Raw genomic sequence first — 24,832 nt, 5'->3', positions numbered from 1 at the left:
TTGAGAGTAAAAATAATGAATATCGAAAAAGCATCATTGATTTCACAACAAACGATTGAAGACGCTTGCGAATGGGCAATTATGCATGGTGTCGCTTTCCGTCAGGCCGATAACACGGCGAGGCATTGTCCTTTCAGTATCGCGCCAATGACAATGGAACGTAAGGTATATGAGCACTTACGTAAGGTTACGCCTCTGATGACTAAGTTGGTGAGTAACGTATCTGAGGATCATGACTTCTTGCAGTCATCATTGAGTGATATGGCTAAGGCTGACCCGTTTTTTGGTCGTTTGATGGAGCTGCACTTACAAGCGCATGGCAGTGCTGATGAACGCTTGAATCCTGCTCGTCAGCCACTGTTGTTAATGCGCACTGATTTCATGGATGACCGTCAACACGGTGCAAAAGTGATTGAGTTTAATGGTATTGCGGCAGGCATGGCTCCGTTTGGCCAGAAAGCGACAGAGTTTCATGCCTATATGCAAAATCAATGGCCTGAAACTTACCAAAAATGGTTGGAAGATAAATCGGCGACTTCGGCAGGAAACCAAGGTCTTGAACAGCTGGCTTTCGGTATTGCGACTTCTGCGAGAAAGGTGAGAGCGGACTTCAATTGTTCAGACAAAAATGCTCCTGAAAAACCAACATTTTTGATGGTGGTGCAGAAGAATGAAGACAATGTGTATGACCAACACTTACTCGAAGTGGAACTGCAGAAGCAGGGTATTCGCACGGTTCGACGTACCTTTGAGCAGCTCAGCTCTCAGCTTTCTTCAGGTGATAACAAACGTTTATTACTCGAAGGCATTGGCGCTATTGATGTGGTGTATCTGCGCGCCGGCTATCAGTATTCTGACTATTGGGCTCCAGAGCTAAACGAATCTATTTGTTGTCATACGCTTAGCCAAACTCGCTTGTTCATCGAGCAGCACCATGTGGCAATGAATGCGACGATAAGCCAACAACTCGCCACCAGTAAAACCATGCAAATGTTGCTGACCATGATGTCTGCGTCAGAATACGCACGTTGGGGTTTAACCCTAGAAGAGGCTGAATTGGTGAAGAGTGTATTGGCGGACATGAAACCAATCACCAGTGAATCGATTGAATGGTTTAACACGCAAGCCGACAAGCAAGAGTGGGTGCTGAAAAACCAAGGCGAGGGCGGTGGCCATTGTGTATTTGGTGACGATATCAGTGAAAAACTGAGCCAACTTAAGCCCGAAGAATACGATGCATGGGCATTGATGCAACGCTTGTACCCACATGAACGAGACGTACCTACCATTGCAGTTCGTGACACTCAGCAAACGCTAGTGACAGACTTAGTCAGCGAAGTCGGCCTATTCACCGCTTACTATCAAGGCAAACCCGTTACCGAATTAGACGGCTACGCGGGCTACTTAATCCGCAGCAAACCAGCCAGCGAAAACGAAGGCGGGATCCACAGCGGAAAAGGCATTCTCGATTCATTGGTGTTGATTGATTAACTCAATATATCGAACAAAAACCAGAACCCATGTTCTGGTTTTTTTGTATTTGTCATCCGCAAAGTCAATGCGTGGGTACAAAAAGAATCACGTTCCTGACTTAGTAAAAGCCAGCGGTGTTTGTCCTGTTTGTTGTTTGAATAATCGAGTAAGTGTTTTGGTATTTTCTCCAACTGAGTGAACTAACTATCTGGTTCTTGTTTCCGATGATGTTGATGTTGATGTTGATACGCAGCCGACTCTAGATTTAACGGTAAGTCTCTCATTCATATTGATAAATCCCACGTCCTATTTGATGCGGGATTTATCATTTTATCCTTTCGAAAATTTGCATATTGACATGGGTAGAATGATCGCTCTACTATATGTGTAGAACAATCATTCTACCTTTGGTTAGGTATAAGAGGTCAGCTTGTTAAGAGAACAGATTGCAGCAAGTCTTGAAGTGGCGTTTAGCCAGCAAGGTTTTGCGGAACCGAGCGTTGCTCAACTGAAGACGGCGTGCAACGTGAGCCTACGTACGCTCTATAAACATTTTCCATCGAAAGAAGCGATGATAGTGGGCGCCTTAGAGCACCGTCATCACCGTTACCTAAATTTCCTATTAGAAAATGTACCTGCTGGTGGCCTTGAGTCGATGCTTGATATCTTCAACAAGTTACAACAGTGGATGGAAGAGTATGCGCCGCACGGTTGTATGTCGATGAATGCGATGGCGGCTTTTCCTGACAACGAGATAATTAACCAAGCTGTTACTGAACATAAACGAGAAGTAAAAGCACTTCTGGGTAAGCAGAGTCAACGAGACGATCTGGCTTCAGAGCTTTTTCTACTTCATGAAGGTGTATCAAGCGCGTGGCCAGTATTAGGCGAAGAAGCGGTGACATCAGCACAGAATATGGTGACAAAATTACTCGAGGAAACACGATGAAATTCGAACTACCTAAAACAATGAAAGGCGTAGAGATGTTAGGACACGGCGGAGCAGAAATGCTTGGCTACCGTGAAGATATCGCTGTTCCTGAAATTGAACCTAATGAAGTGCTGATCAAAGTGATGGCTGCGGGCGTAAACAACACGGATATCAACACTCGAATCGGCTGGTACTCAAAAAGTGATGACTCAGACGACGCAAGTTGGTCGGGTGAAGCGTTGCAGTTTCCTCGTATCCAAGGCGCTGATGTGTGTGGTTTTATCGTAGCAGTTGGGAATGAAGTCTCTACCGATCGTATTGGTGAACGTGTTCTTATCGAACCTTGTTTGACTGAAGTTTACGGACGAGATCTGCCACAGCCATGGTATTTCGGTTCGGAGTGCGATGGTGGCTTTGCGGAGTACACCAAAGTGGCCGCGAAACACGCTTATGCGGTGAACAGCACTATGTCGGATGTTGATCTAGCGTCTTTCCCGTGCTCTTACTCGACCGCAGAAAACATGCTAACCCGTGCTAACGTAACCGAAGGTGATCGCGTGCTTATTTCTGGTGCATCGGGTGGTGTGGGCTCTGCGGCTATTCAACTAGCTAAAGCTCGTGGCGCTTATGTTATTGCCATTACTAGCCCAAGTAAAAACCAACAGTTACTTGAACTTGGCGCAGATGAAGTGGTTGCTCGTGATGCTGATCTGGTTAAAGCGTTGGGCGCAAACAGCATCAATGTGGTTATCGACTTAGTTGCCGGTGACAAGTGGCCTCAGTTCCTTGAAGTACTGAAACCCCGTGGCCGTTACGCCGTATCTGGCGCAATTGGTGGAGCTATGGTCGAGCTCGATGTACGAACTTTGTATCTCAAAGATCTCAGCTTTTTTGGTTGTACGGTTTTAGAACCACAAGTGTTCCAGAATCTAGTCAATCGTATCGAGAAACAGCAGATCGAAGCAATCGTCGCGCAGTCTTATCCGCTCGCTGATATCCACAAAGCACAAGACGAGTTCTTGAAGAAAAAGCATGTCGGTAAGATCGTATTGGAAGTGTCCCAGAGCTAACTTCAGACAGTGCCACACATCTAACCTATGTAAGAGCGAGCCAGTGTTATGTGCTCGCTTTTTTGTTTCTGACGAATACAGGAGGCCTAGTCTCGCAGGCTGTTAAGTAACAGATCCTATACAGTTGAATAGTTAATGATTCAATTATCACTGTATGGTTTATGGGTTGTCTGTGCGATAATCACCGCCGTTATATATCCCTATCTATGTTGTATTCATCTAGGAGCCGTATTGATGTTTAAAAGGGTATTGCAGGCATTATTCTCACCTTTTGTTGATTCAAAAAACAAACCCTCTGCAGAGCCTGTCCAAAAAGAGCAACAACAAACCGTTGCTACTGATTCCGTTCAGTCTTCAACCTTTGTTCCGCCGTCGTCAGCTCAACCATCATCATTAATCGTCGATAATACGCTTAGCCTTCACGATGGTGAGTTCCTTGATTATTTGTTTGGAGAGTCTCGCCTTCGAACGGAGTCTGACCCATTTAGTGATTTTGTTGCTTGTCAGATCGAACGTTTGATTCGCTCTCCAAAAGCCTTGCTCAATGAATTGCCAGTGATGCCAGCCTCTGTAACCACATTAATGGCAGAATTACAGAGTGACGAATTTGACGTAGATGCATTGCTAAAAGTAATTGAGCGCGAGCCGAGCATGGCAGCCGATGTGATTAAACTGGCTAACAGCGCATTCTACAAACGTAGTGAAAAACAGGTAACCGACCTAAAAACAGCATTCCTAAATATGGGTTCTCAAGGACTTGTTGAAGGGGTTGTGAATAGCTACATGAAGAACTTCACGCCGGGCAACAATATTTACTGGCGTCATTTCGGTGAGAAAATTTGGAATCACAGCGTTCAAACCGCGTCTTTTTCTAAGGAGTTGATGAAAGACTCTTCATCCCAAGAAGATCAAGCGGCGGCGTACTTTGTTGGGTTGATTCGCAACTTAGGCAAGATGATCATTTTCCAAATGATGGTCGAAGCCTTCAAGCATGTTGATCCTTCTGTTCCACCTAACTCATTAGCATTGAAGCGTTTAATGAACAGCTACTCTATTCGCCTGACTTACACCATTGCTAAGTTCTGGGAGTTGCCAGAATCTGTGCTGACGGTGATTGGTTATCAAGAGTCGAGCCGATACGAATGCACGCCACTTGGTCAAGCTGTGTTTGAAGCTAACTATCTGAGTGAGCTGTACTATTTACTAGAAGAACAAACGATTGAAGTCGAGCAGTTTAAGCGCAGATGCAAAGAGACATTGATGTCACCTGCGGCTTTCAAAGTGGCTAACCGTATCTATAAAGAGTCTGAGTTAGCGCTGGTAGGATAATAACGGCATGGCGTTGGCTAGGCTGATTCTTGAGGTCGTAAAAAAGCGGTATTTTCTAAATGGTCTTACTAAGCAGTAAGACCATTTTTTTTCAATTATCGATTAAGGGATCTTAGCCAGTTCTTGCTTTAATTTATCGATTTTACGCAGTTCTTTTTCGATCTTACCCTCATACTTTCGGATTTTATCCGCTCTATCGTCTCTTTTTGCTTCTTCTAGGTCAGCTTGGTATTCAGCTAAATCTTGTTCATTGGATTCAATCTTCTCACGGAGATCATCCTTCAAGCCTTCATTAGTGCAGTTCTCTTTCGCGGCTTTTAACGCCGTGGTTAATCGCTCCACTTTGTACTGATTATCGTACTGCTCCGCTTTCTTTATTTGATATTCGATCTCACAGAATTTCTTTTCACAACCAGTTAGTGCGTCGCATTGGGTGCCCGCCATGCTGTTAAAAGAGAATGCGCAAAGAAACAGTAATGAGCCTTTTAGGTGTCGAGTCATGGTTTACCTTCTTATTGGGGCTATTTAGTTTGTGCTTATATTTGTTGAGTCTCACTCCGAGAGTACATTAGCACTCCATTTCTTTGCAATTGGCAGGGGAGTGTTAAAGATAAGCCGCTGTGCCTAATGACTTATTTTTGAACATGGCTAGATTTACAAATGGTTAATCCACAACTGATCGAGTTCGCACCAACCGAATCCATTTACTTGCGCGCCGTGTATCTTTTCAGAAACTTGTAAATTGAACACCTCTTGCTTGAGCTCAACCACAACCTCAGAGTCATTCAACCAATGCTTGAGTTCCAATAGTGCATTCATCGCTAACTCAAAGTTGGGCTGGTTTCTTATTGAGGCTAAGCCTTGTTCGATTGTCTCTAGCATCTCGGCAGGCAGAGCTAAGTCCTCAAACGGAAAGCGAGTGAAAAAGCTTAACCACGAAGTGAAGGTGTCGTTCTCATCAATAATGCTGCACAGCGCGACGTCTTTGGTAGTTAGGAAGTTAGTTAGGTAGTGTCCATATTCCACGCTGGTTTTGCTGTCGCCGGATACTGACAATTGCTCGAAAAGGGTTTGGCATTCAGAGGTGTCTTCAACAGTGAATTCACGAATGGTTTTCGACAATGTTGGGTTCTGAATTTTTAAAAATGTTGAGCCGAAATCCGATTGAGAAGAATGGTCATCGCCACGCACGGTGATCGTTTTCTCGGGCAGTTTCACGCACACCTGATTTTGAGCGCAAGCTTTGCTCTGTGCCCATTCTGGATAGACCCACAATTCGACTCGATTGAGAATGGGTGTACTGTGTGAATACGCGCTATTGCGGCTCAATCTCAACATCTTGCTCGAGAATATGTCTAATGAGAACGCGCCAGATCCAATCAGCCTTTCAGTCGGTGATGAGTGATCAAATATGGAGGCTTCAACTCTGGCAAGTAGGCGCGGTAAGTGCCAATCAGGTTGATTCAATTTCACGACAACCACATTACCAGTCGAGACAGAGACCTCATCAATATGCTGATAACAACGACGCCATATTTTGCTTTGAATTAGCGAGTTAAGGTTGCGTGTTATGTCTTGAGGTTCGAGTGTTCGACCGTTATGGAACTGAACGCCATTGCGAATTTGAAAGTGCCACTGTGTCGCATCTAGATCAGGCTGCCAATTATAAGCCAGATCGCCGCTGAGTTTGCCGTGCTTAACGGAGGTTAGGCGTTGGCAAGTTTGCATCACTAAGAAACGTTCGGTGCGTCTAAGTACTCGTTGAGGGTGAAGCGCTTCGAGTTCTCGGTGAAATGGGATATACGCGATATTCTGCGCCGACGGATTGGTATTGCTTAGAAAGGCTTGTAACTCAGCGCCAGCATTGCGGCCATTGAAGCTCAAGGTGCTAAACACCTGTTCGATGTTGCCTGCGTCAGCTTGGGTTTGTGCGTATTGGTAACACGCCTCAATGGGCTCAACCAGACACGTGAGTTGTGCCTTCTTGCTGCGGCCTGAGCTGGCGTGCCACTCAATCCAGCCTTGTGCTGTCATCGCTTTGAGTAAGGTTTGAACGTGACGTTCACTCACGTGCAGCAGTGTGGCCAGTTGGTTGACCTGACAATGTGATACTCCAGGCCCAAAAGCCTGAAATATCTTTTCATACAGTTCAAGCTTGCGCTTAAGGTTGCCCAATTTGCTTTTCCTAACGACGAGGTTGAGTTAAATGTTTATAGCCAGAGTCAATGAGTGCTTTCTCCATCGTATCGAGCACTTGAGAGGTTACCTCTGAGCTTAGGATATCCGATTCAGTTTTGCCTTGAAGCACCAAATCTGAAAAATGGTCGATTTCAAATTCGAACCCATTGCCCGTCACTCGTTTGTTGATGGTCGACTTCTGCCCTTGATGTTCAATCTCAATAAAGGCCGGATTCCACCATTTTTCGTGAATGGTGATCTTAGTGTTGGGCCCAGTCAAGTGTGCTGATCGGGGAAGGTTTTGCACCGTTGATGCCGATATCTTACCGTTTATATCGCCAGAGAATGTAAAGCACGCATCGGTATCAACATTCGCCCCCTCATACAGACATGACATCTCTACCTGAGGTTTTGAAGGATTCACACCCAGTGTTCGACACAAATCGTAGAAGAACCAAAGCCCATAGACCCCAACATCGAGCGTTGATCCGCCTGACAAATCCGGATTGAAGATAAACAAATTGGGCTCATAGTCGTGATGGTTACCAAAGCTGGCTTCGATTGAATCTATTTGAATGTGGTTATTGACCAAGAATGATTGGAGCTCACGATACGCGGGAAACACCACAGTTTTCATCGCTTCTAACAGCATCACGCCATTTTTCTTGGCGAGGGCTTTCATCTCAAGCCAATCAGCAAGATTGGTGAAAGCCGGCTTCTCAACCAATATATGTTTTTTATTCTTTAGAAACAGTTCAGCAAGTGGCTGGTGGTATGGGTGAACCGTAGCGATGTAAACCGCTTCAACATTTGGGTCATTCGCCATCTCTTCATAAGAACCATAAGCCTTGTGGCTACCAAATTTGTCGGCGAACGTGGTTGCGCGTGAGTGATCTCTTGCGGCAACGGCATACAGTTCACCATGCAGACTATGCTCTGTTACAGCTGTTGCGAATCGATTGGCGATATTGCCTAGCCCTGCGATGCCCCATTTGATTTTTCGTTGCGTGTCGCTCATCAGTTGCTCCAAATCGTTGTTTTGTCTCAGTGTACTCAGAGACGCCACATACAAATAGAGAACAGATTTCTCAACCTGTTCTCTATTTATTTTATTCTAGTTGAAGCTCTGGATCAGCTCTGTATGGAGCGTTTCCAATCGGCTAGGGCTTGAATGTGTTTTGGCCCGATGCCACAACAGCCACCGACAATATTCGCACCCAATGCGTGCCAGCGTTTTACATAAGTTAAATAACCCTGGCCATCCAGCTCACGCATTTCTTGAAACATGTCATTCGCTTCATGTTCGCTGCTGATAGGTGCAAAGTTGTTGGCATATACCCCGATTTCTAAGCTACTACCTAGCTCATCGATCACTTTCTTAGCATCGATAATGGCTTGATCCATCACTTCAGGCACTGAACAGTTAAACATAATGCCTTTCGCGTTCGATTGGCAGGCAAGTTTGGTCGCTTCTGTTACGCTTTCGCCAGAGCGAATGCTGGCAGAATCGCCCTTGGTATCTTCCAAACTGAATGCGTAGTAACACGGCTTATCTGACTGCTTAAGTACCGCATGAATGGAGTCGAATTCTTTCAGGCTGCAGATGGTTTCCGCTATCCAAAGATCGATATTCGGGTCTTGGGCATCGTAAAGCGTTTGAATAATTGGCGCCGCTTCTTCTACCTTAAATAAGTCTGGTCGGTAGCTGCCAAATGGAGGTGGAATCGCGCCCGCCACTTTCACGGTGTGAAAAGCATTGTCAGCAACCGCTTTAGCCAGTTCACCGGACAGTGCGGCTAGTTCAAAGCCGCGTTGCTCGAACAGCGCTTCACCCAAATGAAAAGGTACACACGCATAGCTATTGGTGATCAGGATTTCAGCACCTGCATCGACAAAGTTTTGATGCGCTTGGCTGACAAAATTGGGTGCTTCAATCAGCGCTTGAGCACTCCAAAGCGGTTGAGAAAATGGCGCGCCAATTTCTTTAAGTTCTCGGCCCATGCCGCCATCAAGTATGGTTAGTGTTTTCATATTTAATACTATCTAAACAATTGCTGAAGTTCTGCCGTCACCATATCAGACAACCTTGTCAGACAGAAGCCATCAAGACCTGGTGTGGACGAGAAAAGGTGTCGGACTGTTTTGGAGATAGCCACGGCATAATTTATATTCACCCTTTCCCAATAATGTGCACCACCACACGTATCATTATCTATACGTATGAGTTGCATATTTGCTATTGTAGTCAGTAGTTTAGAGCGGGTTATTGACTTATGAAGTATGACTTTACCGTTTTGGTCATTGGCATGAAGGCTAAAGTGGTTCTTAGCTCGGTCGATACCGCAGAAATAAGAATAATCAGACATGGTGCCTCCGATGCATTTAAGTACCACATAAGTGTGGCAGATCCTCAGAAGGGGGAATCCATGTCATTCGTTAGTTTACAAGGAAAAGTATATGAACGAGACAATGGAAGTTTATCCCAAACAATATGAAGCAATATTGAAAGCCACACTTGGAATTGGTTTTCCTCAATTATCAGAACTTCCGATAGGTTCATTTTTATCTGCTTTGGCTGCAAGTAAGCAATCGGGATACTTGTTAGAATTAGGGACTGGCACTGGTCTTTGCACGTCATGGATATTGCATGGAATGTCGGAGGATTCGAACTTAACAACGGTAGATAATTCGGTAGAAAATATTGATGTAGCTCGCCGTTATCTGGGGGAAGATCCACGGATTGAAATTGTTTTATCTAATGGTGAGGATGTTATCGATCGAACCCTTCCATTGTCGGTTGACTTGATATTTGCTGATACTTGGCCAGGTAAATACCACTACCTAGATGAAGCTCTAGCTTGCCTAAAAGTTGGTGGTTTTTACATCATAGATGATATGCAAATTCGTGCCGATTGGTCAGAGGAGCACAATGAAAAGGTTCGAGCGTTGATAGAGCACTTATCACAGCGAGATGATCTTGTTGTTGCGAAGCTTTGTTGGTCAACAGGCATAGTGATGTGCGTGAAAGTTGCCTAACAAGGATTAAGGTGTTGCGCAGCCAACACTAAATCCCGAGTGTTGAACAAACCCGAAGCCACTTTATTAAGTAGATTGTACGATTGGGTTTTGGAGAGATGCTTATCTCATCGACCATGCCAGAACGTCAAATACTAGGTCACCACAATCTGTAGAGGAAAGTGCATTGAAGTTAACGAATAAACTCGTACGTTACCCGCACATTGATGTTGATCGTGCGTTTGAAAAAGAAGCTGAATTATTGCAGCAGATACAGGCTGGCGAGATTGGACAAGCCTTAATGCTGTGGCAAGCAAAAACGCCAACACTCGTTTTACCCGCAGGTAAAAAGTGGCCAGTGACCGTAGAGTCTAGAAAGCAACTTGCGGCACAAGGCTGGCAACTCACCTCACGTAAAACAGGTGGCGCTCCCGTTCCCCAATTGCCGGGTATCATTAACCTATCGCACATTTACCATTGGCCTCGTGATGAAGCCTACAATATCCAAAAAGCGTATCTGCATTTATGTGATGTTTTAACTCAGTTTTTTAAAGAGTTAGGCGTTGATGTGGACGTACACGCAACCCCAGGTTCTTATTGTGATGGCGACTACAACCTCAATATCAACAAACAAAAAATAGTGGGTACTGCTCAGCGTGTTTTGCTTAAACGAGGGGGTGGTCAAATAGTACTTTCACAAGCCTGTATCTTGTTAGATGTCGACTTAGAAAACATAGTGATACCCGTGAACTTTTATAATCAAGTTTGCAGTAACCCAACCGTGGTAGATGCGCAGGTTCATACTCCGTTGTCCGCGCATTTGGCAACTCTACCCAACGTAGATTCACTTTTTCAACGGTTGAGCCAAGCTTTTATCAAGTACGCGTAATGTCGCTATTTCGCTAACGCTATGCCAATTTGTTGGGAGAGGAACCATTTCAATGCTATCGAAATAATAGTTGAAGCTCTCTCGTCACGACATCAGACAGTTTTGGGTTTTTGGTGCCCCTAAATATGGAGCACTCCTTGTATTGTATCTGGCTAGCGAGAGTGGGATTTCAGCTCGAGCTGTTCTGCAAGTAACTGGTCGAGAGTTGTCACCAGCTTTTGATTTTTCTCCGTATCTAATGCATCTGCATGAGGGTCTTTGAATAATCCCGAATCATTATCAAAGTACCGTCCTGAGGCATCAGAAAACTCTTCCGATAGTGCCGCTCGGCATAAGATATCAGCGCCAATCCCTAAGTCATTACCTTCCAAACCATACGCATCTTTAACCAATTTACTACCAAGAAATGAGGCCGGATTAACGGGAATGATTAGGGGCCCTTGCTCTCCTAATTGGTGCGCAAGATGGATTGACCACATCGTTAACGCCAACTTACTTTGTGCGTAGATGGGGCCATCTAAAGCGTCAGGGTTTGGGCTGACTATCGCCTTGAGATCGACCGATGACTGAGCGGCTGAAGATAGATTGACGATGCGACCGTTGGCATCAAAAAGTGGTAGCAGCTTTTGAGTCAGTAAATAAGGGGCAATGGTGTTGACGGTAAAGCGGACATCGAGATTGTCTTTGGTGGTGATCTCGGAAACCTTGTAGACGCCAGCGTTGTTAATGAGTACATCGAGCTCTTCATGCTTCGACTTTATTTGGTTGGCGAGGGCTTCAACTTCAGAAAGAGAAGAGAGATCAGCAACATAACTTTCGATAATCGCATCCTTGGATAATCGAGAAAGGCCGGTTTCTACTTTGCTGAGTTTTGTTGGGTTACGTCCATGGATAAGGATGTGATGCCCTTGTTGGGCTAACATTTTCGCGGTCTCTAAACCGATACCATCTGTCGCACCTGTAATCATGATCTTTTTTCGCATCTTCCTTCCTTGAATAAAGAGTCCGGACAACTTTTATAACAAAGTTTGATTGCACAAAGTTTCTACTACTTCACATGCTGAGATATAGAAAGTACGGATGTGTATTGCGATTGATAAACCGTGAAACAAGGGTGTGGTTTAACAAACACAGTACTGTTTTTCTGGGCTTGATAAGAAGATTTACTCAATGCTTTTTGAGTGCTGTGAGTGGGGTTTCTCATTTATTTTCTTGATATCGAATAAAGCTAAAATCAAAAAAGCCTCAACCAGTTTAATGGTTGAGGCTTGGTCGTATTAGCCTTGTTTCAGCCTATTTAGGCCAGTTTGACGTTGTGATTATTTTACCTTAGAGCTATCTAGTGAGCGTGCTCGTGTGAATCTTGGTACAACTCAGCGTCTACTTCTTCGCCTTTGTTTGGACGAGGAACAATCTCAAAAGAGGTGTCAGCTTCTGTCAGTGAAGACAGCAGTTTGTTAAGTGATGATTTGTCTCCTTTGACGCCCGCTTGGCCATCTTCTAGCAGTTTTCCAAGGCTTGTTTTCTTAAGCACGATATCAGACACGTCAGACTTATTGATGATCAGTGTGGTATCCGCATCTTGCAGCTCTGATACTTGGATGTTGTTCAGGTTGCCGTTAGACATTTCAACGTAGTAGAACTCTTTTACATCAGGTAATTGAATGTTCATCGTAAATGGCGTGTTTTGAGCCTTCAATGAATCCACTTTTACCGCTAAGTAATCCAACAAGTTCTCAATGGTCATGTTAGCCAACACATCTGGAGATGCAGTTTTTGGTGCGCCCGGTTGTGTGCCAATACGAAGTTCTTGAGCGCCCGTTAGGTAGATGTTTCTCCAACCTGCGCCTTCTGATTGATAACCTAATTGCTCGTAAGTATCTGCCAATAAGCCACGTGCAACTTTGTTCTCTGGTTCAGCTTGAATCACCTTATTCAGTGCTGTTGCAACGAAGCGGTATTCACCTTCTTGGAAATCTTGCTGTGCTTTTTCTATCACAGCATCGCTGCCGCCCATGTACTCCACAAACTTCACCGATTCTGGCTCGATTGGTAATGGGTTTAGGTTAGCCGGGTTCATGTCGAAGTAACCAAGATACATGTTGTACACAGCGCGAGCGTTGTGAGAGTAGGTACCGTGGTAACCATTGGTGTGCCAAGACTGTTGAATGCTGTCTGGCATTACCTTGTAAATTTCGTCACCGATGTCTTGTAGAACCACACCGTTATTCGCTAAGCGAAGCGTTTGGTTGTGAGTAAATCCGTAAGCATCACGCTGCATCTTCAGGTAATCAGAAATCTCTTGTTCACCCCAAACTGGTGCCGAGTGAGAGGCGAATAACACGTCAGTTTCTTCACCCCAAGTGACGAGCATCTCGTTGATTTTTTTAGACCACTTCAAACCATCACGTACTTTTGCACCGCGAAGCGTGTACAGGTTATGCATACCTTGGTAGGTCAGTTCGCCAGTCCAAAGTGCTTTCATGCTTGGAATGTAGGTCACCATTTCAGATGCTGCTTCGGTACCTGAAGCATCCATGAATTGCATTTCTAGGCCGTCGATAACCAGAGTTTCAATTTCTTCGTTATGGTTCAGTTCGTAGTCTGGCAGGACGTAAGTAATGCTACCGGTTGATAGGCCTTTAGACAGTGCCGCATCAACAATACCGTGTTCGTGTCGGTTCAGGGTTGCGCCATATTGATAAGCAGTACGACGAGACATCGCATTACCTGCTAATACGTTTTCGTCGACGATTTCTTTAGTGATGTTTTTCGAACCGTACACTTTTACATCTGGGTACGCGTCTTTGATTGCTCTTGCGCCACCAAAGTGATCAGCGTGCGAGTGAGAGTAAATCATTGCAACGACTGGCAGTTCACCGCCATCAGGCACATTGTTCTTGAAGAATTCGAGTGATTTGGCGGCTGATTCTTTGGTAAGAAGAACGTCGTAGGCGATCCAACCGTTGTCACTACGAATGAAAGAGATAGACGCTAAATCCGCGCCTCGAACTTGGTAAACTTTACCCGGAACAACTTCATATAAACCTTCCGCCGCTTGGTTCAATACCGCTTGGCGCCACAGTGAAGGGTTTACCGAATCTGGTGCTTGGTCTGCATTCGTTACACTTGGATCGATGAAGTTAAAGCTATTACGAATGATGTCACCCGTCTCTTGATCAAAGCTAGCAACAAGACCTTTATTGTTATTGTCGAAAGCGCGAGTGTCGGCAAAGTTAAGTGTTTTTGCGAACTCTTGGTTTGCTTTAGTGGTCATCTCGGTTGCGCTTTTGCCACCTTGATCGCCAATTTCGCTGAAGTGTGCGTGGTCATGGTTAGCTGCAATCGCAGGGAATGCGAGCGAGATAGCTAGGAACAGTGATGCATTTTTGAACGTGCGAGAAGTTGTCATAAGAGCCTCTTCATTTCAGAATTTTGTTTCGTTGAGGCGATTATAGGAATAAGACATATAGCAAAAAATAAAGTAAGCTTTATTTAATACATCACGATTGGCTATGTATTGAGTCATGCAATGGTTGGGGAACGAAGACGAAACCTGACCTATGATTGATTAAGACCACATTGACAGGGAGAGTAACGGTGAGCGACGTGGAAAAGTTGGATTTAAATCTATTGAGCGTGTTCTTAGAAGTGTATCGATTAAAGTCGATCACGCTTGCATCAGAATCGCTTGGTATGACTCAACCCGGGGTAAGTGGAGCCTTGAAGCGACTCCAATCTCAGCTTGATACTGATCTTTTTATTCGTGAAGGGCGAGGGATCATTCCAACCAATGCTGCGGTGCAACTAGCAAGCCGAGTGGAACCTGCACTCGAGGGAATCACCAGCGCTGTTAGTACCTTGAAGCAATTCGATAATCAGCAGCATCATGTGTTTCGAATTTTGGTCAACGAGATCGGTTTAACCAAGCTTCAGCCCCTTGTGGAAAAGGACGATACGCTTGGTAACATCTCGATTGAATTCAATATGGTGCCAAGCAATGAAGAAGATCTGCTGCAGAGTTTGAGCATGCAGCAAGCCGACTTAGCGATCGATATTCACTATCCACAAGTGAATGGTTATATGAACCAGCAAGTGATCGAAGATGAGCTCGTATTGATCGCCAAGCAAGGGCACCCAAGGATTGATGGTTCGGTGACGGAAGAGCAGTATTATCATGAGAAACACATCACCTTCAGAATGCGTCGTTCTCGCCTTTATACCGCAGATTACTTTACGAAAAGCCCGATACAACAGCGAAAAGTCAGCTCCGAATGTGATTCATTGATGACGATGTGTGTGTTGGTCTCTGGCTCTGATTGTGTTGGTAGTACGTCTCGTGATTTTGCTAATCAGTTTGCGGAGCGATTCCAATTGCAAGTTCTCGACCAGCCGTTTGAGGTCTTGCCCATGAAGCAGTATATGATTTGGCATAAGAGAACCGATTTGAATCCTGCTCATCAGTGGTTAAGAAACAGGATTCAACAATACATGGCCGACTAACGAGCCGCTCTTGCTGCTCGTTTTTGTTTGACGCTCTCTATTATCTTAGAAGGTGTCATACCGGTCACTAACATGGTGCCGGTAATAACAAGAACCGAACCGAAAATGGTGTTAAGGCCAATCGCTTCGTCTAGGAAAAGGTTGCCCCACAAGATGCCAAACACTGGAATCAAAAAGGTGACAGACAGAGCCGAAGGCGCACCCAATTCAGAAACGAGATTGAAGTAAAGCAAGTAAGCAAGCCCAGTACATACGGCGCCTAATAAGATCACCGATGTGGTGATGGTTAGATCCGGAGCCTCTCTCATCGGCATAAAGAAGACAAACGGCAACACGATTAATACCGCCGCCCACATGCTGCCATGAGCATTGTTGAATGCCTCAACTTTGGGTGCTTGTTTGGTATAGTTCGACGCTATTCCGTAACTAAAGGCCGCCATCACCGCCGCAAAGATAGGAAGCACAGCCTCACGGCCAATGTTCATCGCGTCCCAACCAACTAACACGCCAACTCCCGTTACCCCAATACCTAGCCCTAATAGAACTCTTGCATCGAGTGTTGTTTTTGTCCATATCGCACCAATGATCGCCGCCCATATTGGCGCGGTAGAGTTCAAGATAGCGAGTGTCGAGGCGTTCAGTGTTTGCGCTGCATAAGCGAAAAACAAAAAGGGAAGTGCGGTATTAAACAAACCAAGAATGAAAAAGTGTTTCGCATGGGCATTAAAAGAAAGCTTCCTTTTCAGATAAAAAGAAACCAAGAGTAGAGTGACGGCAGCGCACAGAACTCGCGCTTCAATCAGCACCGCAGGGCCCAGCGGATTAGCGGCAATTCTCATGAACAGAAACGAACCGCCCCATATCGCAGCGAGAGTTATTAGTTTTATAAAGTTCACGGCTTATATCTCAGAATGTGTAAAACACTGACTATGGAGGAAAGATAACTATTACACAAACTTAGATGTTAATACTGTTCAGCTACTTGTTATTATTTTGATGACTCAACTGACCGTTAAACAGGAACTCATTCGATGAATTTCGTTCTGTTTATTGATCCTGATTTGATGAGTAATCTAGTGTTAGACATCAAACTTAGGTGAACAAAATGAAGATTGAACACATCGCAATATGGACAAAACAGCTCGAAGTACTTAAGCGGTTTTATGAAGATTACTTTGGTGCGGCGTCTAACCAGAAATATCGCAACCCAACTAAAGGCTTCTCTTCCTACTTCCTCTCTTTCGAGAGTGGTAGCCGATTAGAAATCATGGAAATGGATTCGGTTCCTGAATCGAAAGATGATATCTATGATCAATTTACCGGTTTCATTCATATGGCCATCTCATTGGGGTCGGAACAAGCGGTTGATGAACTGACTCAACGTTTGGTTGAAAACGGTTATGAACGCTTAGATGGTCCAAGAAGAACAGGTGATGGCTATTATGAGAGCTGTATACTCGATCCTGATGGAAATCGCTTGGAACTTACCGTTTAATGTAGAGACTTAATTGAGTTACTCATCTACTAACGGAACGGAGGTATTACAATGATGAAGCGTGTTTTGACTTTTCTTTTTAGTCTTGGGCTTATGGGATGTGCTACCTCAGAACCGGTATATGAACCAAAGGCTGACTCGAAGCCTGAACCATCCCAACCCGTTGGATACCTTGGCTTCAAAGCCCATCAAGAATGGGCCATTCAATTTAACGACTGTACGGTCTATGATCTAACAGGTGCACAACCCTACCAATGGTTTGATCGCACTTCAGCCGCAGTGAGCTGTTATACGTTCAAGCCAAACGATGCCATTGAGCCTTTATCAGTTTATGCCGACGCAAACTTCGACAGCAATAAGCTAACCCCGATTAACCGCTTTCAAGAGCTGCAGGTATCAGAGTCTGGCTGGGGCAACTTTCCTGCCGTCTATGAAACCAACGGCACCAATTGGCTGAAAGTTAAAGAGGGTTGGATTCACCTCACACTAGCCGATCAGACACTCGTCCAGTTCTACCCTGGAACTCAAGACCAATCTGGTAAATCACAGCATGACCAGTATTTTGAGCAGCATTGATGTTGGGGTGCCATTCGTCCCTATCGAATTGGTAGGGGCAAATGGAGCCGTGAATTATTGACCTTTCTTGAGTTGGATTATAAAAGGCATAATGGCATTGAAAACAATCACCGCGGCGCCAATCAGCGTTATGGTGTTTGGCAACTCGGCAAACAACAGTAACCAAGAATCATGAGTAGATTATCTGTGAGAACTCAACATTCGAAACCATGTTCGCTTCTCCCCATTTGTAAGCGTTGACACCAAACCATTGGCCGATAGAAGAAATAACACCGACCAACACTAACAGCACCAACTCATACCACGTCGGCCATTGCCACTCGATAAGCGGCGGAATCAGCGCAACACCCCCCACGAATATGACTTGATAAGCTAGCACTACGACCTTCTATTCCACATTCGCCATTTTCCTTACGCAGATAGCAGCAATCGTTGTGCCTAACGTGGCCACTAAGCCGAGTTCCAACGTAGAACAACATAGAACAGAGACTCGCTTTCTAGAGTGTGAAGTCTACCTTGGTAGAGGGGGCAAACAGAGTTTTCAAAATATTGAGAGAGAGCATTAATAAGAACTCATTAACTTTTCATTAATTATATTAATAGAAATTAGATAAAAGCATATAAATTATCATCTTGTCGGTTAATAATTGAACGCAGTAGTGATTTTATGGTGGTTTTTATATTTTGACGTAATTAACGAACGCGGTAGATATCTGAGGATATAAGCTGAATAATGAATATTACCATTTTATTGGTAAGGGTAATTATCTCTAATAGTTCTTCTTAATATAAAAACAATGTAAAAGCGCTGATAGTATCAACAGTAAGGTGCTGTAACGATGCGAGTCACCACAAATAAACAGGCTTATTTTTATAAAAAGTAATTCCCTCTCGATTCTGAGTGTGGCTATTGCATGAATGAATTTGAAATAATGTTACATGTGAGAATTTAAGTTGTTGTTTTTTATGAGTATAGTTTTTCATTAGATTTTATGGCTTGGCTAGGGCTAAGAAGACTTTTAAATTTTACATTGATGAATTGATTAATTAAATTAGCGCTGTCTGTTTAATCAATTAAATGGCGTGTAAGCAATGGTTATCAGAATGGATAATGTCACTTGTAATCGTTGATAGTGTGAATTTTAAAATAGGGCAAAGACCCTAGGGTGAATTTAACTATCAACAAAGTTGTTATACCCAGAGATATCATTGTCTTTTCTTTAATTTCTTACCTAATAATATGTAGAGTTAATACTATGAAGTTGTCGATGAATAAATCATTGTTACTAGCAATGTCAGCGTGTTTTTTTTCTAGTGCAAGTTTTGCAGGAATTAATAGTGATTATCATGTGGTGGCCGATGACTTAACGGCTGATCATAATGAAAGCAACGGCGTACCTATGCCTTTTTATGCTAACGGGAGAATGCAGTCAAAACTCAGTGTTTCTGTTTCCTTCGCAGATAGCTACGGCAGACCAGTGACCGTATCTAAGAGTGACTTAGAAGGTGCGATATCTTTTTACCTTAAGAATAGTGAACAAGAGTTAGGCAAAAATAAAGACTGTACCTACGGAAGAGATTGCTGGGGGTATACATTGAACCCAAATGACTATTCTCACCAAATGGGGAACAGTTATGGATATTCTAAGGGTCTACCAACGTCTCGGGTTGCAGCATCTGATACCAAATTAACCGCTTGGGTCTATAGCAACGAGGTAGCTCAGCATCGTGAAGTTTGTATGAAAGTTAAATTCAATACTGGTAGCCAATATGACAATAACTATTACGACAGCTGCGCTTATCCAAATGAATCAAGTGCCTTCTATCAAAGCGTACAGCCTAAGTCCTATAGTGCTGCTGACTTTTCAGAGATTGGAGAAGGTGACAAGGTATGGGAAGAGAGTAACGCTGATGGGTTCTATTTCGAAAAAGCTGAGATGTATAACTTCTATGTGACGCCCAAAGATACTTCAGTGAAACTGGTCGAGGTTGCTATGGATAACTTCGACGAGTCGGACAGCGATAAGGTGTTCCTAAACGATGAGTGGTTAGGTTGTTATTCAGATTGCACTAATGGTTTTCGTTCAGTGAAAGGTTATGTGTTCGCTCCAGGTTCAGAGCGTAATGTATCTGATGAATATGTTTGGAATAGCGCCGCTGGCGAAGGTCGCACGGCGGTATGGCGAGTTAACCAGCAACTAAGATCAGTGACTCTAAGCCAATTGCTTTATTCAAATAGCGGGACATCGAACAATGATTCTCAAAAAGAGTACCGATTTACTGTATTTGACCAATACGGAAATAAGGGACCACTAAAGCTTATTTATCCTCAAAGTGAATTTACCGGTGGCGGCCAGAAATGGGATTACACCCATTGGAACCTGGTTAGCCAGTAACATTCGGATAAAACAGAGTTAGCCCAACCATTTGGGCTAACTCATTCACTTTAGGGGAAATTTATGTCTAATTGGACTTCAAACGCTTTTAACTTTGATAGCTTTTGTTCGGGAGGCGTAGACCAAAGAACCAGAAGCTATTCATATCAAATCTTACTTGGCTCTCTTATTGGTAATTGGCTTAAGGGACCAAATCTGGATATATCCATTCAATTCTCACCTTACTCGACAGACAACCTTGGTTTCGGTAAAGGCTGGAAATTGAATCTTCCAAGATACGACATCGAGAACCAACAGCTCTATCTTGCAAATGGACAATCCTACCGTGCTGAATTAAATGCCAATATCGAAATGAGTATTCGCTACAAAAAGCTACTCGATTTTTCGGTATCGTCTAGCGCGAATGGTTATGAAATCACGTATAAAAATGGCCGTACTGATCTTTTAGATAAAGATGGCGACATCATTAAGATCACCCAAAGCAATGGTCATGCTCTCTACTTTTCTTGGCTCAACGTGGGACAAAATAAGCGCCTAGATAAAATTTGGGATGACAGAACAACTAAACAGACCGCACTGCTGTGGGTCGAATATATTTCGGTAGGGCGCGTTAATATTTTTACTAATATTGGTAGTACCCATGAAGCTTACTTCAGTCTTACTCTTAGCAATAACAAGCTCGTCAAATGCAATTTACCAGAACAAGCAGGTAGCTATAGTTTCGGTTATGAAAGCATTGGTTCATATACGCTAATCAATGAAGTAAATCACCCTTGTGGTTTGACCGAGCGTTTGAGATATAAAGCTGATGGTATTCGAGTCAACTCAATGACTTACTTACCAGCGGTTACTGCACACGATGTCCTTACCCTTAATTCGCCAGTTATTACCACAACCTACGACAGTGTTGGTACAGATAGCCGCAATTTCATGGGTTATGGTGTACGTGGTGGTGAATTAAGTGAAGGGCTTGATAACCTGCTTGAGCGTGGTTACGAATATACTTATCGCGTCCAAAAAATCGAAAATGGCACCGTTGTAACAGCGCAAACATATAATCAATTTCATCTACTCGTTGAAGAAGCCCGGCAGGTTAACGGAAACCTTGTTCATTTGAAAAGGCTGGAATACCCCGCGATTGATAATCAACAGTTTTCCGCTCAACCCGCTCAGTATTCACTGATCAGCAAAGAGGAACAAATCTGGTTCTCAGGGGCAGATAGTCAAGCTCAAAGTCGATTATGGGGCTACGACGAATATGGCAACATGCTTAAGTTCGTTGATGAGAATAATATCGCAGAACGTTACGAATATTACGCAAAAAATGGTGAAGCAGATTGCCCTGCATCGCCTACTGACATGGTGAATTTCGTAAAATCTCGTACGCTCAACAATGGATCAGAACAGAGAGTGATCTCTTATCAATACGTTTCTCTTGAGGGGCTGAATGGCCATCGTGATGTGGTTCTGAGTTTGGAAGAAGACGTCCAACGCTATAGAAGTCATTACGCTTATCAAACTGATACTGGTGAGACTTACTCTTTCGGCCGATTGGCTTCAGTCCAAAATGACATTCTTCATCCTAACGGCACGTATTCTGCTATTTCTCACTATCGCTATGAGTTGGATAGCGATGTCCTTGAAGAACACGAAGAGCTGACTTGTCACGACAATACGAAAACCAATCTTGCGGTTGGGCACTACCTTGATATTGGAGAACTCGCGCGTCATGTCGATTCAGACGGAGTTAGCTGTGCATTTACTTATGATTCGCTTCGTAGAACTACTGAAGAACGGATTGAAGGAAGTGCAGCCCGTTCGTATCAATACATTGTTGATACTGGTTTGAGCAGACAAACTCTGTTGCTAACGGATTGCAAAGGCAACTTGTGTGAACAAAGCTGGGACGGTCAAGGACGTGAATTAGAGGCTAAAGTTGGTAGCTCGGTCGTATGGACAAAAATGTACGATGCGTTGGGCAGACTCCAAAGCAAGAGTACCTACGATGTGCTGCCTGATCGCAATTCCAGATCGGCGCCTGTGGTGTTAACAGAAAGCTATGAATACGATGAGTGGGATCAGGTTAAAGCGACTCTGTTAGCGAATGGAAAACGTCGTGTCGAGTTCAATAATCTCGCCTCACGTAAGAAAACCCAAGGTATTGAAGGCTTGACCATGACGGTCAGTTCTCTGAACAGCTGGGGGCTAGAAGAGAAAAAAGAGCAAGGCATCAACAGTTGGAATTATGAGTACGACTCATGGGGAAGATTGATTAAAGAAACGAATCCTCTCGCTCGAGCCAAGTATTACCATTACGACCGTTTTGATCGTGTTATTCGCATGACTCAAGCGAACGGTGTCGATCAAGATATCACTTACGCTGAACACACCGATCAGTCACAAGTTGTAGACCTGAAAATTGGTGGGGTGACTTTAGGGCAACGCGATATTGATGGATTGGGGCGTCCGAGATCTTTGCGCAGAGGAGCGAGTCCCCAAGCTTCATTGGCGTGGACTTATGCGGATAGCAGCAATATCCCAGAAACTGAAACGAGTATGGCAGCACCAACAAGGCTATTTACTCGCGATAGCCAATTGGGTGTGTTAAGTGCTAAGTCGTCTGATGGGCAGGCTTCTAGTTACAGACATGATCCAATATCCGGCTTACCGACAGGGAGTCAGGACAGTGAAGGCAATCAAAGTACCATTACCTACTCAACGAAAGGCTTGCCTGAAGCCGAGGTGAATGATGGTCAGTCTCGTTATTACAGCTACTCCGATGGTGGGGTTATCGCTGCAGTTGAGAGTGACACGGACACTCGCCAATATGGTTATGATGAACTCGGGCGCTTGGTGAAGCTGAGCTCAAATTCAACAACGGTTTACTACGAATATGATGAGTTTGATCGAGTGATACTAGAAACATTGATATCGGGTAATCAAACCCAAGTCACTGAACTCGAATGGGATGAATATAGTCGCGAAGTCAACCGAGCTATAGCCTTGAACGATAATTATATCTTTGAGCAATCACAAGAATATAACGCGTTAGGGCTGCTTAATTCTCGTAAAAAGGAGTGTGCAACTTTAGGTAATCTGACGGAAATCTATACCTATGATGACCTCTCTCAGTTGATTAAAGTCGAGTTCTTCGGCGCGGGCCCACTGAGCGATTGGTCTCAGCCTATGACGTCTATTGATTGGAGCTATGATGAGCTAGGTAACATGCTGACGCAACGCACAGCTACTGCTGAATCTGAGGATTTTGCTCGTTACTTTTATGAGTCGGATGACCCTTGCCAGTTGACTCGTATTACTCATTCCCACCCACAACTCGACGGTCAGGTAGCAGTGAAATACGACTTGAATGGCAACATGATTCAAGATGCGGATGGTCGAATTCTTGAATATGACAATTTCGACCGATTACAGCGTGTGTTAGCTGATAATACCGAATGGCTCTATCAATATGACAGCAACGACCGACTATCTACACAACAGTCCGCTTCTGAATCTCGTCACTTTAACTATCTATGGGGTGACCTCGCTTCGATCGAGGAAAATGGCAAACTCACTCAGTATATCTATCACGAAGGAGTTCCTAAATGGTCAGAGATGGACTCGGAAACCACGTTATTGGCCACGGATCAAAATGGTTCGGTAATCGCGTCAAATACGTCGGGTAAAACAGGGTCTATGTACCGTTACTCTCCATATGGGCAACGTGATCAAGCGGGGAATGCAAATGAACAATAAAGACTCGGTATTTATTACCCCACTTAATCGACGTGAGTTCCTGATTAAAATTGGTCAAACTGCAGCGGTGGCTGGTGGTATCTCACTGCTTCCGACTTCGGTTCGTTTGGCGATGGCGCAGTCGATGACCATCTCTCATTCGGAGATTGGCTTTAATGGCGAGTGGTTGGATCCTGTACTGCAAGGCTACCATCTAGGCCAAGGTTATCGCGTTTACCAGCCGAAGTTGATGCGCTTCAATGCACCGGACAGTTTGGCCCCTTTCAATGAGGGGGTTCACAATGCTTATGTGTACTGCCATAACGATCCGATTAACTTCACCGACCCAAGTGGACATCTGAATATCAGTAAGATCTTATTTGGTGCTTTTGGGGTTATTGCGGGTATTGTTGGTATTGCCTTAGCTGCACCAACGGGCGGTTCTAGCTTGGTATTGGCTGCAGGTATCATCGGTGGTATTGCAGGTATGACTAGTGGTGCGCTACAAATTGCCTCGGGTGTTATCGATGATGGGGATATCTCTCATAAACTCGATATTGCGACCATTCCATTCGATATCATTGGTGTGGTGAGTGGCGGATATTCAGCCTACAAGTCGGTTCAGAACTTACGTTGGGTAAGAGCGGGTGGGGCATTGGAAGATGTCACTCAGCCCGGTCTTGGTTCTCGTTTGATGAACAAGATTAGACCTTCCGGTGAGTACAATCTTGCGTGGGCCTCTAAAACGAACCCAGCTATGCGTATAGGCAGCTCTAAGGGACAGGTGATTGCGACCAGAATGACGCAGGGCGGTAAGACGATGACGTACACGCCTCCTCCCATTCATGGTGGGTTTACCAAGATTCTTCTTGGACAAGTCAAAGTGGGCGCCCGAGGCTATACCATCTATCAAGGCATAATGACGGCGCGCTCGATTGGTGGTTTAGGTTGGTCATCGGTTAAAACAATCCCTGGGCGATTAGATGAAGAAAAGTCTTCTGCGGATACCATGGTTACGGAAGGTCGAAGTGCCAACCCTGCAGCTAAGAAGACGCAAATGTACGCACTCGAAGAGACACGACAACGAATAAAATATGGTAATGAGGTTCAGCAGATGATCCGTCAGTTGCCATTGTCGTAGTCTGATTTATTCTTTTTCTCTAACAACACAAAGCCAGCTCAATCCTTATTGAACTGGCTTTTTTGCATTCTGTGTAGGCGTTCTCGAACGTTATCCATCAA

20 protein-coding genes and 1 pseudogene are annotated in these 24,832 nt (G+C 44.3%); 12 read left to right on the top strand and 9 right to left on the bottom strand.

All coding sequences use genetic code 11. The annotated features are described in order from the left end of the window. Positions 1-15 precede the first annotated feature (15 nt). The 4 genes from AC3CID_RS22910 to AC3CID_RS22895 all read left to right on the top strand — a co-directional run bounded on the left by AC3CID_RS22910 (position 16) and on the right by AC3CID_RS22895 (position 4,803). Positions 16-1,491, top strand: coding sequence for a glutathione synthase (locus tag AC3CID_RS22910; protein ID WP_488527551.1), 1,476 nt, complete (start codon positions 16-18; stop codon positions 1,489-1,491). 412 nt (positions 1,492-1,903) lie between these two features. Continuing rightward, positions 1,904-2,422: a TetR/AcrR family transcriptional regulator gene (locus tag AC3CID_RS22905; protein WP_135454218.1), complete on the top strand. Its 519-nt coding sequence runs from the start codon at positions 1,904-1,906 to the stop codon at positions 2,420-2,422. Next, entirely contained in the window at positions 2,419-3,474 is a 1,056-nt protein-coding gene (locus AC3CID_RS22900) for an alcohol dehydrogenase family protein (RefSeq protein WP_488527550.1), read from the top strand. Before AC3CID_RS22905 ends, AC3CID_RS22900 begins: the two co-directional genes overlap by 4 nt. 234 nt (positions 3,475-3,708) lie before the next feature. Beyond that, entirely contained in the window at positions 3,709-4,803 is a 1,095-nt protein-coding gene (locus AC3CID_RS22895) for an HDOD domain-containing protein (RefSeq protein ID WP_054545956.1), read from the top strand. Positions 4,804-4,905: 102 nt separating this feature from the next. Here AC3CID_RS22895 and AC3CID_RS22890 read toward each other — a convergent pair whose 3' ends face one another. The 5 genes and pseudogenes from AC3CID_RS22890 to AC3CID_RS22870 form a co-directional block, all read right to left on the bottom strand. Further along, entirely contained in the window at positions 4,906-5,304 is a 399-nt protein-coding gene (locus AC3CID_RS22890; RefSeq protein WP_102500893.1) for a DUF1090 domain-containing protein, read from the bottom strand. 153 nt (positions 5,305-5,457) lie between these two features. Next, positions 5,458-6,978, bottom strand: coding sequence for an SgrR family transcriptional regulator (locus tag AC3CID_RS22885; protein WP_488527549.1), 1,521 nt, complete (start codon positions 6,976-6,978; stop codon positions 5,458-5,460). A 10-nt stretch (positions 6,979-6,988) separates the two neighbouring features. After that, entirely contained in the window at positions 6,989-7,999 is a 1,011-nt protein-coding gene (locus tag AC3CID_RS22880; RefSeq protein ID WP_488527548.1) for a Gfo/Idh/MocA family protein, read from the bottom strand. 113 nt (positions 8,000-8,112) lie between these two features. Continuing rightward, positions 8,113-9,012, bottom strand: a complete 900-nt coding sequence (locus AC3CID_RS22875; RefSeq protein ID WP_488527547.1) for a homocysteine S-methyltransferase family protein — start codon at positions 9,010-9,012, stop codon at positions 8,113-8,115. A 143-nt stretch (positions 9,013-9,155) separates the two neighbouring features. After that, a pseudogene (locus AC3CID_RS22870) lies at positions 9,156-9,347 on the bottom strand (IS110 family transposase); the annotation flags it as partial. 91 nt (positions 9,348-9,438) lie between these two features. Between AC3CID_RS22870 and AC3CID_RS22865 the strand changes: the two are divergent. Then, complete coding sequence (locus AC3CID_RS22865) at positions 9,439-10,017, top strand: O-methyltransferase (protein ID WP_488527546.1); 579 nt, start codon at positions 9,439-9,441, stop codon at positions 10,015-10,017. A 166-nt stretch (positions 10,018-10,183) separates the two neighbouring features. After that, on the top strand, positions 10,184-10,885 hold the full coding sequence (locus AC3CID_RS22860; RefSeq protein WP_488527545.1) for a lipoate--protein ligase family protein: 702 nt from the start codon (positions 10,184-10,186) through the stop codon (positions 10,883-10,885). 152 nt (positions 10,886-11,037) lie between these two features. On the opposite strand, the gene AC3CID_RS22855 is transcribed toward AC3CID_RS22860, so the two are convergent. After that, positions 11,038-11,868 carry an SDR family NAD(P)-dependent oxidoreductase gene (locus AC3CID_RS22855; protein WP_488527544.1) on the bottom strand — a complete coding sequence of 277 codons (831 nt, stop codon included), beginning with the start codon at positions 11,866-11,868 and terminating at the stop codon, positions 11,038-11,040. A gap of 356 nt (positions 11,869-12,224) precedes the next feature. Then, entirely contained in the window at positions 12,225-14,297 is a 2,073-nt protein-coding gene (locus tag AC3CID_RS22850; protein WP_488527543.1) for an alkyl/aryl-sulfatase, read from the bottom strand. A 188-nt stretch (positions 14,298-14,485) separates the two neighbouring features. Between AC3CID_RS22850 and AC3CID_RS22845 the strand changes: the two genes are divergently transcribed. Further along, complete coding sequence (locus tag AC3CID_RS22845) at positions 14,486-15,388, top strand: LysR family transcriptional regulator (protein ID WP_065206627.1); 903 nt, start codon at positions 14,486-14,488, stop codon at positions 15,386-15,388. On the opposite strand, the gene AC3CID_RS22840 is transcribed toward AC3CID_RS22845, so the two are convergent. After that, positions 15,385-16,284: a DMT family transporter gene (locus AC3CID_RS22840; protein WP_114634510.1), complete on the bottom strand. Its 900-nt coding sequence runs from the start codon at positions 16,282-16,284 to the stop codon at positions 15,385-15,387. The genes AC3CID_RS22845 and AC3CID_RS22840 overlap by 4 nt on opposite strands. 209 nt (positions 16,285-16,493) lie before the next feature. Here AC3CID_RS22840 and AC3CID_RS22835 point away from each other — a divergent pair, with 209 nt between their 5' ends. Together AC3CID_RS22835 and AC3CID_RS22830 are read left to right on the top strand one after the other, a co-directional pair. Beyond that, positions 16,494-16,883 carry a VOC family protein gene (locus AC3CID_RS22835; RefSeq protein ID WP_488527542.1) on the top strand — a complete coding sequence of 130 codons (390 nt, stop codon included), beginning with the start codon at positions 16,494-16,496 and terminating at the stop codon, positions 16,881-16,883. Positions 16,884-16,934: 51 nt separating this feature from the next. Beyond that, complete coding sequence (locus AC3CID_RS22830) at positions 16,935-17,459, top strand: hypothetical protein (protein WP_488527541.1); 525 nt, start codon at positions 16,935-16,937, stop codon at positions 17,457-17,459. 169 nt (positions 17,460-17,628) lie between these two features. Here AC3CID_RS22830 and AC3CID_RS22825 read toward each other — a convergent pair whose 3' ends face one another. After that, a complete protein-coding gene (locus AC3CID_RS22825; RefSeq protein WP_235451147.1) occupies positions 17,629-17,838 on the bottom strand; it encodes a hypothetical protein in 210 nt (69 codons plus the stop codon). Positions 17,839-18,727: 889 nt separating this feature from the next. Here AC3CID_RS22825 and AC3CID_RS22820 point away from each other — a divergent pair. From AC3CID_RS22820 to AC3CID_RS22810, 3 genes are all read left to right on the top strand, one after another. Further along, entirely contained in the window at positions 18,728-19,855 is a 1,128-nt protein-coding gene (locus AC3CID_RS22820; RefSeq protein WP_054545941.1) for a hypothetical protein, read from the top strand. A gap of 63 nt (positions 19,856-19,918) precedes the next feature. Then, entirely contained in the window at positions 19,919-23,611 is a 3,693-nt protein-coding gene (locus tag AC3CID_RS22815) for an RHS repeat domain-containing protein (RefSeq protein ID WP_488527540.1), read from the top strand. After that, a complete protein-coding gene (locus AC3CID_RS22810) occupies positions 23,601-24,731 on the top strand; it encodes an RHS repeat-associated core domain-containing protein (RefSeq protein WP_017081371.1) in 1,131 nt (376 codons plus the stop codon). The genes AC3CID_RS22815 and AC3CID_RS22810 overlap by 11 nt, the downstream gene beginning before the upstream one ends. Positions 24,732-24,832: the final 101 nt, after the last annotated feature.

This window comes from Vibrio sp. QJM3NY_21 (genome assembly GCF_057785975.1).
This window is presented reverse-complemented; position numbering and strand designations above follow the sequence as displayed.